Origin of the sequence: Halovenus anhuiensis (assembly GCF_037080055.1) — an archaeon.
Taxonomy (GTDB): Archaea; Halobacteriota; Halobacteria; order Halobacteriales; family Haloarculaceae; genus Halovenus.
In genome coordinates this window covers 806,969-820,179 of record NZ_JBAOJI010000001.1, presented here as the reverse complement: position 1 = coordinate 820,179, position 13,211 = coordinate 806,969, and the positions used below count along the sequence as shown (strand labels likewise).

Genomic DNA, 13,211 nt, shown 5'->3' with positions numbered 1-13,211 from the left:
TAATCCGTTGGTGCAGTAATCGTTCTTGTCGCACTACTGTAGTGCGGTTCGTATCGGGGGTATGACACGCTCCAAAGCAACGGTACCCTCAGATGTCCAAATCTAACACCCAAAGCGGCAAAAGCGGAGAGACACTAAACGGAAAGTTCGACATTCTCAGTCACTCAGTACGCCGTCGATTGCTCGTCGCACTCGACAAAAAGAATCCACGGGACGAGGACGACTTGGTCTCCGACTCGATAGCGAGTGACAGTGATAACCTTGAACTGCTTCAACAGGAGATGTATCACAGCCACCTGCCGAAACTTGAGGAGGCTGGTTTCATCAACTGGGACAGAGATGCAGGAACTATCACGCGCGGCCCTCGATTTGTGGAGATAGAGCCACTCATCAAGTTGATGGATAACCACCAAGACGAGTTGCCAGACGACTGGCCGTGACTGGACAGTCAGGAAAATGATGTTCTGACGATAGATTTTCTCAGTCGTTTGTCGGGTCTATAGAGCGTTTAGTACCTCTTGTTTCCGACGCTCTGCCGCTCCTTCGTAGGTCGGAGAATCGTAGTGTTGCTTGAGCATCTGCACAGTCGCGTTAACCCGACCGCTGATAGTATCCCAACTGATTCCTTCGTCTCTCATCCGAGTAATCGCAACACGGCGTAGGTCGTGACATCCGATACTCTCGGGACAGTCCGAAGCGTTCTGCTTGGTGAGCGGTTCGCCGCCCTCGTCTGAGCACTCACCACACTTCGTGAGTCCCGCTATGTCCCGATAGAGCGTGCTGTCGTCTATCCTCCCTGCCCAAGACGTTAGGAGCGCATCACTCCCGTCGTTCGGTTCCGAGCGGTGTTCCTCGATATAGTCGGTAATGACCGCCATAATGTCGGGCGAGATATTCACGTCTCGCTCACCCTTGTTTCCGCGCTTGAGTCTCACGCCAGATTCTTCGGGGCGATTGCGAATCTGGATGATACTCTTTCGTGGTTTCACGTCCGAGCAGTTGATGGACAGGAGGGCAGATTTCCGACAGCCTATGTGGTAGATGAGCAGAAATTCGACCATCTGCCGACTCGCGTAGTGGTGTTTGGCGAGATGGCCGATAATTTCCTCTGCCCGCTCGGACGAGATTCGGTGATTGTCGTCGCCCGACCGCGACTTTTCATCACCAGACACGTTCAGGTCGTTTCGCTTTCGGGCGATAGTCTCGCTAATCTTGTCGTCCCGTGGGGCACGCCACTCCGTCTCTGCCCACTTGAAGAACACTTCGAGCGTTTCGAGCTTGCCGTCTCGTGTGGTGCGAGCGTAGTCACGCCGCTGTAGCAACTGGTTCCAGCGGTTGATTTCCCGAGGTGTGACTTCCATCAAGTCCCTCGCGTCTTGCGATTGGATGAAGTCGTTTACCGTGTCTCGGTAGCGGGTGTAGGTCTTCTTCGAGAAGTTGCCCCGACCGTGGCTTTTGCCAGAGGGGAAGTCGCTCACGTCGGCCTGAGTGCCTGCCTGCGTGCGTGCAACAGGTAGCCGGTCGTACCGTCGCTCTCTCTCATCGTCGGGTTCCTCGAAGCTCACGCGAAGCTCTGCCCGTTCTGCGAGGAAGTCAGTAAGGTCGCTCTCTGCTTGGTTCGTCTGCGGTTCGTCGGTCGAAGTATCAGCTGTCTTGCTCATAGCCCGTGCGGGATTGTTGCACTTAAGTGTATCCCCGACGCTGTCTGGCGATTACGCTCTTTCAGAGCAAACCCGCTATGACAGGACTCTGGTAAGAAAACCGCAAGACAGCGATGGGGTGATTCGACCGATGAATCTTTCCACTCGGAGTATTCTCTCCTCGATAGGTAACTTGCATATAAGGCTTGCTCAGCCTTTATAGGCAACACCCGCTGAGCCACAATCTTGCAAGTGCAAAGAGTGCGGGAACCGCTGGCGGGAGTACAACTGATCTGCTCTCTCGACTACAACTGCTCTGCCAGAAATTCACTCGTTCTGAGCGCGAGCGCTCCAATCGTGAGTGTCGGATTCGCCGCGCCCGCAGTCGGAAAGACGCTGCTGCTCACACACCAGAGATTCTCGATGTCGTGAGTCCGCAGGCGCGAATCCACGACGCTCGTTTCCGGATCGGTCCCCATCCGCGTCGTTCCGAGATGGTGTGAGAGGAAATTCGGATCGGTCGGGTCGGTCTGGCTGGTCACTTCCCCGCCGGCCGTTTCGAGAATTTCCCGCTGGATATCGAGCGCTTCCTCGGCGGTCTGTGTCGCGTACGAACCGACGCTGAAGGAGACATCCGGCACCGGGTTTCCGAACTTGTCGGTGGTGTTTGGATCGAGTTTGACGCGATTGGACTTGTCGGGGAGCATTTCGAGGTTGCCGCCGATCCAGAGCGTGTGATTCACCCCATCGTACCCGTCGAGCAGGTCATCGCCCCACTCCGTCCCAGTCACCGCGTCGGCGATGCCGTCCAGCGAGTCAGCATCTGGCTCGGAGAGGGCGTGATCGACCGGCGAGTCGGGGTTTGGATTCCCGAACTTGAGGAGGATACTGCCCGGCGGGCCGTCCGCCCCCTCGTAGAACTGCTCGCTGATTCGTGTGAGGAATCGGACCGGCTCCGGATTCGTCTCTTGATCGATCCGTGCGGTGGTCCGTACCGCCGGGTGTTCCATGAAGTACCGCCCGACGAGACCGCTCGAATTCGCCAGCCCGTCGGGGTACGCTTCGGACTGAGAGAGCAGGAGCAATCTGGGCGTCTCCACGCCACCAGCGGCGACGACGAAGTGCCGGGCTTCCTGTCGGTGCCGGGTGCCGTCCGGAGTCACGTACCGTGCGGCCTCGACCGAATCCGGGCCGTGTTCCAGATACTCGACGGTGACGCGGTCGATCACTTTTGCGCCGTGGTCCTCCGCCTTGCGGACGTGGACATCGCCGCTGTACTTCGCGCCGGAGGGGCAGACCGGGATACAGGTGCCGTAGCCGACACACTCGCTGCGCCCGTCGTAGGCCTCGGAGTTGCGCGCCTGCGGACACGGCCGCATCGAGATTCCCAACTCCTCACAGGCAGACTCGAACAGTCCGTCAGAGTGCGTCTCCGGGAATGGGTCCATCGGATACGGCACCTCACGCGGGGGTGCAGAGCGGCTCTGCCCGCCCGCGATGCCCATCTCCCGTTCGGCCTGCGCGTAGTACGGCCGGAGGTCGTCGTAGCTGATCGGCCAGTCGGTCCCGATTCCGTACCGCGAATTCAGCTCGAAATCCCGCGGGTGTAGGCGAGGGGTGGTCCCGAGCCAGTGCAGCGTCGTCCCGCCGACACCCTTGACCCGGCGGTCGTTGAGCGCGTACTCCACCGCACCAGAACTGCTGAATCTGTCCCGTGGCCCGCCCATGTTCCAGATTTCGCTATCGTCGTGTTCCGGGCGAATTGCCTGTTCCATCTGAGCGAGTCGGTCGTCGGGATCGAACCGCTCGCCACTCTCGAGCAGGACCACGTCGAATCCCCGTTCGGCAAGTTCTGCGGCGACGATTGCGCCGGCGATTCCGGCACCGACGAGACAGAGATCGACACGTTCCGAGGGCGTTCGGTCGGACTGGTTACTCATTGGGTTCCTCCGGGGTGCGCGCGAGCGATTCGTAGCCGCCGGGATGACCGGTCGGGTTCTCGATGCCGACCAGTTCGCTCCCGGTCGGCGAACTGAACAGTGCGTAGAGCAGACTGTTGACCAGGTGATAGCGGATGCGTTCGGGGACCGATCCGTCGGGATCGGACTGGGCTCTGTCGACGCCGACTCGGCCGAGAACGACCGTCCGTTTCGATTCCGGGAGATTGGCGAAATCACTTCCGGTGAACCGTCGTGAGCCAGCGTCGAGCCGTTCGATGGCTTCGATGATCTGGTGCTGGCGCTGCTGCCGATGGCCCTCGACGTAGGTCCTGACGAACTCCATCGTCGGTGCTACTTCCGCCGGATAGATGGCTTCTGCGAGCGCGAGGAGTGTCGACAGGTCTCCGTCGTCGAGGGTGCCGTCGGCGGAGTCGTCTTCGGTCCGCTCGGAGACGGCCAGCGCCCCGACACCGAGGGTAGCGCCGCCGCCCAGCGCGAGGAGTGCGTCTCTCCGTGTGAGTTCCATCGTCATGCGTCGGTCGGTGTTGGCTGCTGTGAGGGGTTGTTGTCCGATTCGCGTTCGTACCGCGGCAGATACGTGACTGCGATCACCGAGAGCGCGAGCGCGCCGCCGATCATCTCCAGTCGCCGACTGCCGAGACCGATGCTGCTCGCAATCCCGAGGGTGAACCACAGGATCGGGACGACGATTCCGCCCCAGAACGCCCCTGATCGAATCGACAGCCGCTGGTCGTCCTCGAAGACGATCGTCTGATCGACAGCCGAACCTGCAAGCAGAACTGGAGGGCCGATGACGAGCGTCGAGCGGAGCAACAGCGTCCACTCCGGGAGTGCGACCGCGTGGAAGGGACTCGCCCAGCCGACGACCGCGCCCCAGGCGAAGGCCGACGCGGCAATCGTCGTGACGATCACCGTGACAGCGACAAACTCCAGCCACTGGGCCGGGGAACGGATTCCCGGCGGTTGGCTGCTGGCCACCTTCGGAAGAGTTCCCCAGAGACGGCGTGTGAGTACCCCGACGGCTCCGTACACGGTCGCGTCGAGGAGGGTCCACCACGAGAGGGTCGACTCGACTACCGCCGAGAGAGCGACGCCGGTTCCGATCCCAACTGCGGCAGGCCCTCCGAACCAGAGTCCGAGCGGAACGGCGAGGCCAACCGCCACGTCGACCGGGCCGAGCAGCGGGACCACGACGAACCCGCCGGTGAGCACGGACAGAACCGTGAAGCCGACGGCCGTACCGACCGCTGTGAGCCCTGCACTCACCCATCTTCGGCGGTCGGCGTCGAACACGCCAGGCCGTTTTGTGTCGGTGATCAAAGTTGTTCCGGCTGTCGACGAGTGAAAGACCACTGGACTCTTTGCGCTCAGTCCCCGAATAGGGCTGTGAGCCAGCCAAACGACTCCGGTGCGACGTGGGAGCCACGCCGCGTCGAGGTCCATCCCGGGAAGGAAGCCGTCGCCGACTTCGATCCCTCGTTGACCTTCGAGTGCGTCGACGAGTGTACGTGGTGCTGCCAGCACGGCGTCTTGCTCTACGAGCCGGACTTCCTCGAACTCGCCAACTGCGCTTCCCTCTCGGAGGCCACGACGCAGGTCCGCGGCGAGGATTTCATCCGCAAAGAGGAGAAAGACCGCGAGGAGCACGTCGACGATGAGGGCGAAGCCTGCTTTTTCCTCCGCGACGACGGACTCTGCTCGCTGCACGCCGAAGAAGACTGGAAACCCGCCCGGTGTTCGGTCTTTCCGCTCTCCGTCTCGGTCGAGAACGGTGACATCCACGTCTCCGTTCGGGAGACGGCCCACGAGCACTGCGAGGGGCTGAACGTCAGCGAACGCCGCGTCATCGACCACCTCGACGCCTTCCTCCCGGCGGTGCTCTGGGAACTCGACGACCCCGAAACCCGCCGGACGCTCTGACGGTTGGTTGCGCTTTTGCGTCGGATCTCCGTCCGCATACTGACGGCTCTGTCCAGCTTTGTTATGGTAGGTGGCAACACGGGCCAGTACCACCAAACATATATACTGGTGTGTCATACCATGTCATGTATGGCCCAGTCTCAGGCTGAAGAAGATGTGTTCGACGAGTTCCTCTCGCAGCGTGGCTACGAAACTAGTGATGCGGGATGGGAAGACAACTATAACAAAAAACAGTGCCCCGACTGTGGGGGACTTCACGAGACGGACGCGACAACCTGTACAGTCTGTGGCTGGTCGCCCGTAGCAAGCCGCTAAACTACGCGAATCCTCCGTTTTCGGCTTCAGTTCGTAACCAGGTAGCCCCGGCTGTCGGCTACAGTGATTAGGACAATTTCTCGGCCGTCAGTAGTCGATCGGGCCGTCCTGTCCGGTCGAGCGGGTCTGTGGCATGATGATGTCGGTGCCGACTAGCTCCGAGACGACGGCTTCGACTTCGGCGGGGCAGTGCCGGCCCTTGAGCGACTGGCCGTCCATGAGGACCTCACAGCAGTCGTCTCGACTGCCCTCGACGACTTCGTCCTCGCCGTACTTGTGGGAGGCGCGCATGATGAAATAGCAATCGTCGTCCTTGCCGGCGAAGACCCACATGCGGAAATCCAGCGGTTCGGGGTCACGCGCCACGACGTAGGTGTCCGGAATCGTCGCCGACGCCTCCGCATCGAACAGCCAGATATCGAAGTCTTCAGTCTGCCGGTGGGGTTCACCCTTCGGTTCTCGGGGTGCTGGGTCGTCCGGCTCGATGTCGTTGTGTTGTCTGTAAGTATCGAGATCGTCGACGCCAACCATTGTATCTTCCTAGCTCTCAGGCGTGAATATACCTTTGTGTTTCTGTGCTGGTGATCTCGCCCAACCAGCGAACGAGTGAATTCGGCTCAATATTTAAGAGAGCAGCTGATCGAACTGTTACCAGTGGATTCGCACGTCTCGACAATTGAACGAGTCGGTTGGATCGCCGCGCTGGCTTCACTGCCCGTCTTCGCGATTCCGTGGTTTCTCTGGGGCAGTGACCTGCTGGTGTTCGGATTACCCGTGTGGCTCTGGTGGCATATCGGCTGGATGATCCTCGCATCGTTCGTCTTCTGGCTCTTTACGCGGCGAGCGTGGGGGCTCGGAATCGTCACACACAGCGGGGGTGATCGACCGTGAGTGCGACCCTCCAGATCGCAATCATCGTCGGCTATCTGATCCTCGCGCTGGCCATCGGCCTGATCGCCTACCGCGCAACCGAACGGACCGCCGAGGACTTCTATCTGGCGAGCAGGTCGTTCGGTACTGTCGTTCTCATCTTCACTGTGTTCGCGACGTTGCTCTCGGCGTTCACCTTCTTCGGCGGCCCCGACAACGCCTACGCGTTCGGACCGGAGTGGATCCTCGTCATGGGGCTGATGGACGGAGTCATCTTCGCGTTACTGTGGTACTTCGTCGGCTACAAACAGTGGCTACTCGGCCAGCAGTACGGCTACGTCACCCTCGGCGAGATGCTCGGCGACCGATTTGGCTCACGCCGGTTGCGGGCGCTCGTTGCCGGGATTTCACTGTTCTGGTTGTTCCCGTACATCATGCTCCAACAGATCGGGGCTGGCGGGGCACTCGCCTCACTCACCGACGGCGCGGTCCCCTTTTGGTTCGGTGCAACGCTCATCACGGTGTTCATGATCATCTACGTGACGCTGGCAGGCATGCGCGGGATCGCCTGGACTGACACCCTACAGGGCGCGTTCATGCTGGTTATGGTGTGGACCGCCCTGCTGTGGGTGCTCGTCTCCGTCGACGGCGGGATCTCGACGATCAACGCCGGACTCGAAGCGACGAGCCCCGAGTTTCTCGCGCTCGGGAGCGACTTCTATACCCCTTCGCGGATGCTCACCTTCGCCATCTCGATCGGCTTCGGTGTCGCGATGTTCCCGCAGGTCAACCAGCGATTTTTCGCGGCGTCGTCTGAGACGGTCCTCAAACGCTCCTTCGCGCTGTGGCCGCTGATCGTCGTGCTGCTTTTCGTGCCGGCCTTTCTGCTCGGGACGTGGGCGAAGGGGCTGGGACTCGAAGCCAACGTCGGTGCTGGCCAATCGATCCTTCCGGTCGTGCTCAACGAGTTCGCGCCGGCGTGGTTCGCGGCACTGGTCATCGCCGGTGCAGTGGCCGCGATGATGTCCTCGTCAGATTCGATGCTGTTGTCCGGGTCGTCGTATTTCACGCGGGACGTCTATCGGCCGCTCGTCGACGACGGACTCTCACAGCGGCGTGAGGATCTGCTCGGGCGGATCGGTGTCGGCGTGTTCGCCTTTCTCGCGCTCGCAGCGAGCATCTGGATCGAGGAAGTCGGCGCGTTCGGTGCGGGATCGGTCGGCTCACTGCTGGTCGAAATCGGCGACCTCGCATTCGGTGGGTTCGCACAACTGACGATTCCCGTTCTCGTCGCGCTGTACTGGCGACAGACGACACGGCGGGGAATCGCCGCCGGGATCCTGCTTCCGCAACTCGTCTACCTCGCGTTCAACATGTTGCCCGAAACGGGAATCGCTGGGGTCAGAGTGTTCGCGGGGAGTTACTTCGGTTGGGGAATCTCGATTTACTGCATGCTCGTGGGACTGGTCGTCACGGTCGGTCTCTCGGCGGTGACCTCTCAGGCTCCCGAAGAGAAGTCGGCGCTGTACTTCGACCGGCTCCGGGCGGACTAGCCCGGTTAGTTCGAGCTAGCGACGGTGGTCCGAAGACGGTCGTTTACGCTCCGTATGGGGCCGCTCCTCACCCGAGTGGGAGCCTGTAATAACGCTTATAGCCGTCCGGTTTGATTGGTAGGAACGTGGACGACCGCAGTATCGAAGACATCCTAGATACGATCGGCGACCAGCACGCGCGGGAGGTGCTGGCGGCGATCAGTCGGGAACCGAAATCGGCCAAGGCGCTGGCCGAGGAGTGTGATCTCTCGCTTCCGACCGTCTACCGCCGAATCGAGATGCTCGACGAGTACGACCTCATAACCGACGAGACGCTCGTCGCCGACGACGGCAACCACTACAAGGTCTACCAGTCGAACTTCGAGAGCACCGTCATCACGCTCGAAGACGACGAGTACAAAGTTCGCATCTATCGCGAGGAGAATCTCCCCGATCGGTTCAGCCAACTGTGGGACGATCTGGGCGCCGAATAACGTAGTAGTCACGTTTATTAGACCCCTAGCTGTAGTATCGCTGAATCGATGGTCGATGTCGAGCCGATTGTGAGGATTGTACTCACACTGATGCGATTCGCAGTGTTTGGGTTGACCCTCGGAATCACGTTGATCAGTTTTCAGGCGTATCAACAGAAGCAAACTGAACGACTTCAGTATGCCTTCGTTGGATTCGCATTCATCAGCATGGGGGTTGCCATCAGCAGCGTGATCACACAGCTTGGGGCCGACGCCGAGGAACTCATCCTCCTCTTTTTCCAGATGGTCGAAACCATCCCCTTCATCATCGGCTTCAGTATGCTGTATCTCTCGCTCTATCGATAATAAAAACCGAGTCGCGTCGTTTATGAACCCCGGGCGTCATTTAATGTCTAATGACCAACGACACGGAAGTCGTCCGACTGTTCGGGGGGCCCGGGAGCGGGAAAACGACAGCCCTCCTCGACAGGGTCGAGGAACTGATCGAATCTAACGACGACTTGGAGGTCCGCGATATTCTCGTCGTCTCCTATACGCGAGCGGCCGCGGCAGAGATTCGCGAACGACTGGCCGAGCGACTCGACACGACTCCCCGAGCACTCCGGGGAAACGTCAGCACGATGCACGCGAAAGCGTACGATCTGTTGAATCTCTCGCGGAGCGATGTCGTCGGTGAATCTGACAAAGAGGAGTTCTGTGAGGACTTCGGTATGGAATTCGAAGACGAGTACGAGGGCTCGCGCCGCCGGTCGGCCCGCTCGACGACACTTGGCAACAAGGTCATCGCCACCAGCCAGTGGCTTCAGCGGACCTGTCGTGACGTTGGTGACTGGTATGACGTTCCCTTCCAGTGGGACGAAGAGGAGGTCCGTCTGCCGCCCGAAATCGACGACAACGCACAGACCGGCAACAAGTACACGCCGACGTGGCCCAGCGACGACGACCGCCTCGACATTCCCGAAGCGATCCGCGCCTGGCGCAACTGGAAAGGCTCGAACGATGTCGTCGGCTTCGCAGACATGCTCGAACGCGTCCACCAGCGTTCGCTGCTTCCGAGCGTCGACTACCTCATCATCGACGAGTTTCAGGATATCACGACGCTGCAGTACCAGGTCTACTCCGAGTGGCGGCCGCACATGGACCGCGTGCTGATCGCGGGCGACGACGACCAGGTCGTCTATGCCTGGCAGGGTGCCGACCCCGATCTGCTGCTCGAAGAGGATGTCGACATCGACGAGGTGCTGCCGAACTCCTACCGCCTGCCCTCCCGGATCCTCAACGTCGTCAACCAGGAGGTCAGTCACATCGACAAACGACAGGAGAAAGACCTCGAACCTCGAAAAGAGGGCGGAAAAGTCGAGGCGCTGACCAACCGTTCGATGCTGGATCTCTCTCGGGAGGTCCGCGGGACCGTCGAGGAGACCGACGAGACGGTGATGGTCCTGTTCCGCGCTCGCTACCAGATGTTCCAGTTTATCGACGAGTTCATCGACGAGGGGATCCCGTTCAGTTGCCTGACTGACCAGCGGATGTGGACCGACCGGCTCACCCAGTACGTCGAGGGGGTCGAAGCGCTGGCCGCCGACGAACCGCTGACTGGTCTGCAGGCCCGCCGACTCGCCGACATGCTCGCCGACTCTGCGTTCGGCACCGGCGAACGCGACGACTTCTTCGACGAACTCGACGAGATGGAAGAGGAATCCGGCGTGGACGACCTGACCAATCTCGATGTCGACCCCGAGATCGTTCGGGACCACGCGCCGTTCGCGCCGGACCCGCCGGCGGCCGCGGACATGCTCCGGAAGGTGACGAGTTTCCAGGAACGCAGCGTCGACGCCTACTTCAACGGCCCGTATCAGGGGATGCAGTACAACCGCGTCCGACTCGGCACGATCCACTCCGCGAAGGGTCGTGAGGCCGACCACGTCTTCGTCGGCACGGATCTCACCGAGAAGGTCGTCGAGCAGATGGCTGCAACTGTCGAGCAGTCCGACGAGGAGATTCCGGAGTCCCAGCAGTTCACCAAACACACCAGCCCCGTCCCGATGCTGACCGACAACGAACGCCGTGTCTTCTACGTCGGGATGTCCCGGGCCCGCGAACGGCTGGTCATCCTCGAAAATCTCGTCGACGGCGCGCCGACGCTGCCGGTCGACGTGTTGCTGCACAACGAACTGAGCGAGAAGAGTCTCGAAGAACAGATCGACGAGATTCAGGACGCGCCGACCCCGACGCAGTAGCACCGAATCGACCGGACCGTCAGCTTTTCGCCCGTTGCGGCCAACTCACTCGTATGTTTACTGGAATCGTCGAGGAGACCGGCGAGGTTCTCGATATCGAAGAGACGGCGGAGGGAAAGCGACTCACACTTTCGACGACCTTCGACGGGCTAACGGTTGGACAATCGATTAGCGTCAGCGGTGCCTGTCTCACCGTCGAGGAGTTCGACGAGCGTTCCTTCGAGGTGTTCACCGCGACGGAAACACTAGAGAAGACCTATCTGGGCGAACTCGAAGTCGGCGATGTTGTCAACCTCGAACGCGCACTACCTGCCGACGGCCGCTTCGACGGCCACTTCGTCCAGGGCCACGTGGACTCGACAGCCACGGTGACAGAGATCGAACAACTCGGTGACGACTGGGAGTTCACTTTCGAGTTGCCCGAAGACCTCGCGCCCTACGTCGTCGACAAGGGTTCGATTACCGTCGACGGCATTAGTCTGACCGTCGCCGCCCAGGACGGCGAGAAGTTCGCAGTGGCGATCATCCCCGAAACCTACAACATCACGACGCTGTCGGAGAAGTCCGTCGGTAATCCGGTCCATCTCGAAGTCGACGTGATCGCCAAGTACGTCGAGAGTCTCACCGAAGGCTATACCGAGTAGATCGCGCTCGTCTCGAAAATTCGCCACTGGTATATCGCCGTGGTACATAGCGGTTGGCATGGCTTTCACACTCGATACGTACCTGGTTACACAGGAAGGGCTCTCAGCCGGCCGCAGCACCGAATCGATCGTCGATGCTGCTCTCGCCGGCGGTGTCGATGTCGTGCAGGTCCGAGAGAAACACAGCACCGCTCGCACGCAACTGGACGTTGCCGAATCTCTCCGCGAACCCACGGCGGAGGCCGACGTACCGCTGATTATCAACGACCGCATCGATATCGCCCTCGCCGCCGATGCCGACGGCGTCCACCTCGGCGACGACGACCTGCCGATCTCCGTTGCACGGGAGCAACTCGGCGACGACGCGATCATCGGCCGCTCCGTCTCGACGGTTGAGGCGGCCCGCGAGGCCGAGGAGGCCGGTGCAGACTACCTCGGCGTGGGTGCGGTCTACACGACCGCCTCGAAGGATGTCGACGACGAGAACAACGGTATCGGACTGGAAACTGTCGAGGACATTGCCGATGCCGTCGATATTCCCTTCGTGGGAATTGGCGGAGTGACGCCGGGGCGTGCACCGGATGTTGTCGAGGCCGGTGCCGACGGCGTGGCGGTCATCACGGCTATCACGGAGGAAGACGACCCCGAACAGGCCACTCGTGAACTCGGCGAGGCGGTCGAACAGGGGAAACGTCGTCGAGACACACTGGAGGGCGAAGCATGACTGTCGATCTGACCGAGAGTCTCGATGCTGTCGCGGAGGAGTCGCCGCTGGTCAACGCCGTCACGAACAACGTCACCGTCAACGATGTCGCGCAGGTCATCCTGCACTGGGGTGGACTGCCGGTGATGTCCGACGACGAGCGCGAGGTTGGCGATATGGTCGCTGCCTCACAGGCCTGCCTGCTCAACATGGGCACGGTCAGCGAGGAGGGTGAGGCGACGATGATGGCCGCTGGCGAGTCCGCGAACGAGGCGGGTGTTCCGGTCGTCGTCGACCCCGTCGGCGTCGGTTCGACACCGACACGGGACCGCGTGGCCGACCGACTGGCCAGCGATCTCGACGTGGCCGCGATCAAGGGCAACTACGGCGAGATCACGCTGCTCGCGGGCGACGACGCCGAAGTCCGCGGTGTCGAATCCGTCGGCGAGTACAGCGACATTGCAACGACCGCAGTCGCCTGCGCACAGAAGTACGACACCGTCGTCGTCGCCTCGGGTGAAGCCGATATCGTCGCGACGGCTGATGCGGCCTACGAACTCACTGTGGGTCATCCGCGAATGGGGACCGTCGTCGGTACTGGCTGCATGCTCGGAGCCTCCGTCGCGACGTTCGCCGGTGCAATCGAAGACACCGAACAGGCCGCGCTGGCGGGAACGGTTGCATTTGGCCTCGCCGGTGAAGCCGCAGCGGCGGGCGAGTTTGGCGAGGTCCACGGCCCGGGCAGCTACAACGTCGCGTTCAAAGACAGCGTTGCCGGCCTCCGGAACACCGACTACGACGACGCCGACAGTCGCGTCGAGCAGGTTCTCGAAACTGGCGAGTAGCGGGCCAATCATCTTTTCAGCGAATGCCGCAGCCGGAATGGTAATTA

The 13,211-nt window shown here is 61.0% G+C and carries 16 protein-coding genes; 11 read left to right on the top strand and 5 right to left on the bottom strand.

Annotation, left to right across the window (positions count from 1 at the left end; genetic code table 11):
- Positions 1-92 precede the first annotated feature (92 nt).
- Positions 93-440 carry a DUF7344 domain-containing protein gene (locus V8P86_RS04225; RefSeq protein WP_442909348.1) on the top strand — a complete coding sequence of 116 codons (348 nt, stop codon included), beginning with the start codon at positions 93-95 and terminating at the stop codon, positions 438-440.
- 57 nt (positions 441-497) lie between these two features.
- Here the strand turns inward: V8P86_RS04225 and V8P86_RS04220 are convergent, their stop codons facing one another.
- The 4 genes from V8P86_RS04220 to V8P86_RS04205 all read right to left on the bottom strand — a co-directional run bounded on the left by V8P86_RS04220 (position 498) and on the right by V8P86_RS04205 (position 4,894).
- Entirely contained in the window at positions 498-1,661 is a 1,164-nt protein-coding gene (locus V8P86_RS04220; RefSeq protein ID WP_336325990.1) for a tyrosine-type recombinase/integrase, read from the bottom strand.
- A gap of 284 nt (positions 1,662-1,945) precedes the next feature.
- Positions 1,946-3,580: a GMC family oxidoreductase gene (locus tag V8P86_RS04215; RefSeq protein WP_336325989.1), complete on the bottom strand. Its 1,635-nt coding sequence runs from the start codon at positions 3,578-3,580 to the stop codon at positions 1,946-1,948.
- Positions 3,573-4,106 carry a gluconate 2-dehydrogenase subunit 3 family protein gene (locus V8P86_RS04210; protein ID WP_336325988.1) on the bottom strand — a complete coding sequence of 178 codons (534 nt, stop codon included), beginning with the start codon at positions 4,104-4,106 and terminating at the stop codon, positions 3,573-3,575. The genes V8P86_RS04215 and V8P86_RS04210 overlap by 8 nt, the downstream gene beginning before the upstream one ends.
- A 2-nt stretch (positions 4,107-4,108) precedes the next feature.
- The gene (locus V8P86_RS04205) at positions 4,109-4,894 is read right to left on the bottom strand and encodes a hypothetical protein (protein ID WP_336325987.1); all 786 of its coding nucleotides are present in this window, start codon (positions 4,892-4,894) and stop codon (positions 4,109-4,111) included.
- Between the two features lie 93 nt (positions 4,895-4,987).
- Between V8P86_RS04205 and V8P86_RS04200 the strand changes: the two genes are divergently transcribed.
- A complete protein-coding gene (locus tag V8P86_RS04200) occupies positions 4,988-5,521 on the top strand; it encodes a YkgJ family cysteine cluster protein (RefSeq protein WP_336325986.1) in 534 nt (177 codons plus the stop codon).
- Positions 5,522-5,650: 129 nt separating this feature from the next.
- The gene (locus V8P86_RS04195) at positions 5,651-5,836 is read left to right on the top strand and encodes an HVO_0416 family zinc finger protein (protein ID WP_336325985.1); all 186 of its coding nucleotides are present in this window, start codon (positions 5,651-5,653) and stop codon (positions 5,834-5,836) included.
- An 87-nt stretch (positions 5,837-5,923) separates the two neighbouring features.
- Here the strand turns inward: V8P86_RS04195 and V8P86_RS04190 are convergent, their stop codons facing one another.
- On the bottom strand, positions 5,924-6,367 hold the full coding sequence (locus V8P86_RS04190) for a hypothetical protein (RefSeq protein WP_336325984.1): 444 nt from the start codon (positions 6,365-6,367) through the stop codon (positions 5,924-5,926).
- Positions 6,368-6,490: 123 nt separating this feature from the next.
- Here V8P86_RS04190 and V8P86_RS04185 point away from each other — a divergent pair, with 123 nt between their 5' ends.
- From V8P86_RS04185 to thiM, 8 genes are all read left to right on the top strand, one after another.
- Positions 6,491-6,727 carry a DUF3311 domain-containing protein gene (locus V8P86_RS04185; protein ID WP_442909347.1) on the top strand — a complete coding sequence of 79 codons (237 nt, stop codon included), beginning with the start codon at positions 6,491-6,493 and terminating at the stop codon, positions 6,725-6,727.
- On the top strand, positions 6,724-8,259 hold the full coding sequence (locus V8P86_RS04180) for a sodium:solute symporter family protein (protein ID WP_336325983.1): 1,536 nt from the start codon (positions 6,724-6,726) through the stop codon (positions 8,257-8,259). Before V8P86_RS04185 ends, V8P86_RS04180 begins: the two co-directional genes overlap by 4 nt.
- A 125-nt stretch (positions 8,260-8,384) precedes the next feature.
- Positions 8,385-8,732, top strand: a complete 348-nt coding sequence (locus V8P86_RS04175) for a helix-turn-helix domain-containing protein (protein WP_336325982.1) — start codon at positions 8,385-8,387, stop codon at positions 8,730-8,732.
- Between the two features lie 48 nt (positions 8,733-8,780).
- Positions 8,781-9,077, top strand: a complete 297-nt coding sequence (locus V8P86_RS04170) for a DUF7521 family protein (RefSeq protein WP_336325981.1) — start codon at positions 8,781-8,783, stop codon at positions 9,075-9,077.
- A gap of 50 nt (positions 9,078-9,127) precedes the next feature.
- The gene (locus tag V8P86_RS04165; protein ID WP_336325980.1) at positions 9,128-10,972 is read left to right on the top strand and encodes a UvrD-helicase domain-containing protein; all 1,845 of its coding nucleotides are present in this window, start codon (positions 9,128-9,130) and stop codon (positions 10,970-10,972) included.
- Positions 10,973-11,025: 53 nt separating this feature from the next.
- Positions 11,026-11,616, top strand: a complete 591-nt coding sequence (locus V8P86_RS04160) for a riboflavin synthase (RefSeq protein ID WP_336325979.1) — start codon at positions 11,026-11,028, stop codon at positions 11,614-11,616.
- Between the two features lie 58 nt (positions 11,617-11,674).
- A complete protein-coding gene (gene thiE, locus V8P86_RS04155) occupies positions 11,675-12,340 on the top strand; it encodes a thiamine phosphate synthase (protein ID WP_336325978.1) in 666 nt (221 codons plus the stop codon).
- Entirely contained in the window at positions 12,337-13,164 is an 828-nt protein-coding gene (thiM, locus tag V8P86_RS04150; protein WP_336325977.1) for a hydroxyethylthiazole kinase, read from the top strand. The genes thiE and thiM overlap by 4 nt, the downstream gene beginning before the upstream one ends.
- The last annotated feature ends 47 nt before the right edge of the window (positions 13,165-13,211 follow it).

Bases quoted from the DNA above. Each gene is read 5' to 3' on its own strand.
- V8P86_RS04225 (WP_442909348.1), top strand. From the start codon at position 93: ATGTCCAAATCTAACACCCAAAGCGGCAAAAGCGGAGAGACACTAAAC.
- V8P86_RS04220 (WP_336325990.1), bottom strand. From the start codon at position 1,661: ATGAGCAAGACAGCTGATACTTCGACCGACGAACCGCAGACGAACCAA.
- V8P86_RS04215 (WP_336325989.1), bottom strand. From the start codon at position 3,580: ATGAGTAACCAGTCCGACCGAACGCCCTCGGAACGTGTCGATCTCTGT.
- V8P86_RS04210 (WP_336325988.1), bottom strand. From the start codon at position 4,106: ATGGAACTCACACGGAGAGACGCACTCCTCGCGCTGGGCGGCGGCGCT.
- V8P86_RS04195 (WP_336325985.1), top strand. From the start codon at position 5,651: ATGGCCCAGTCTCAGGCTGAAGAAGATGTGTTCGACGAGTTCCTCTCG.
- V8P86_RS04190 (WP_336325984.1), bottom strand. From the start codon at position 6,367: ATGGTTGGCGTCGACGATCTCGATACTTACAGACAACACAACGACATC.
- V8P86_RS04170 (WP_336325981.1), top strand. From the start codon at position 8,781: ATGGTCGATGTCGAGCCGATTGTGAGGATTGTACTCACACTGATGCGA.
- V8P86_RS04165 (WP_336325980.1), top strand. From the start codon at position 9,128: ATGACCAACGACACGGAAGTCGTCCGACTGTTCGGGGGGCCCGGGAGC.
- V8P86_RS04160 (WP_336325979.1), top strand. From the start codon at position 11,026: ATGTTTACTGGAATCGTCGAGGAGACCGGCGAGGTTCTCGATATCGAA.
- thiE (WP_336325978.1), top strand. From the start codon at position 11,675: ATGGCTTTCACACTCGATACGTACCTGGTTACACAGGAAGGGCTCTCA.
- thiM (WP_336325977.1), top strand. From the start codon at position 12,337: ATGACTGTCGATCTGACCGAGAGTCTCGATGCTGTCGCGGAGGAGTCG.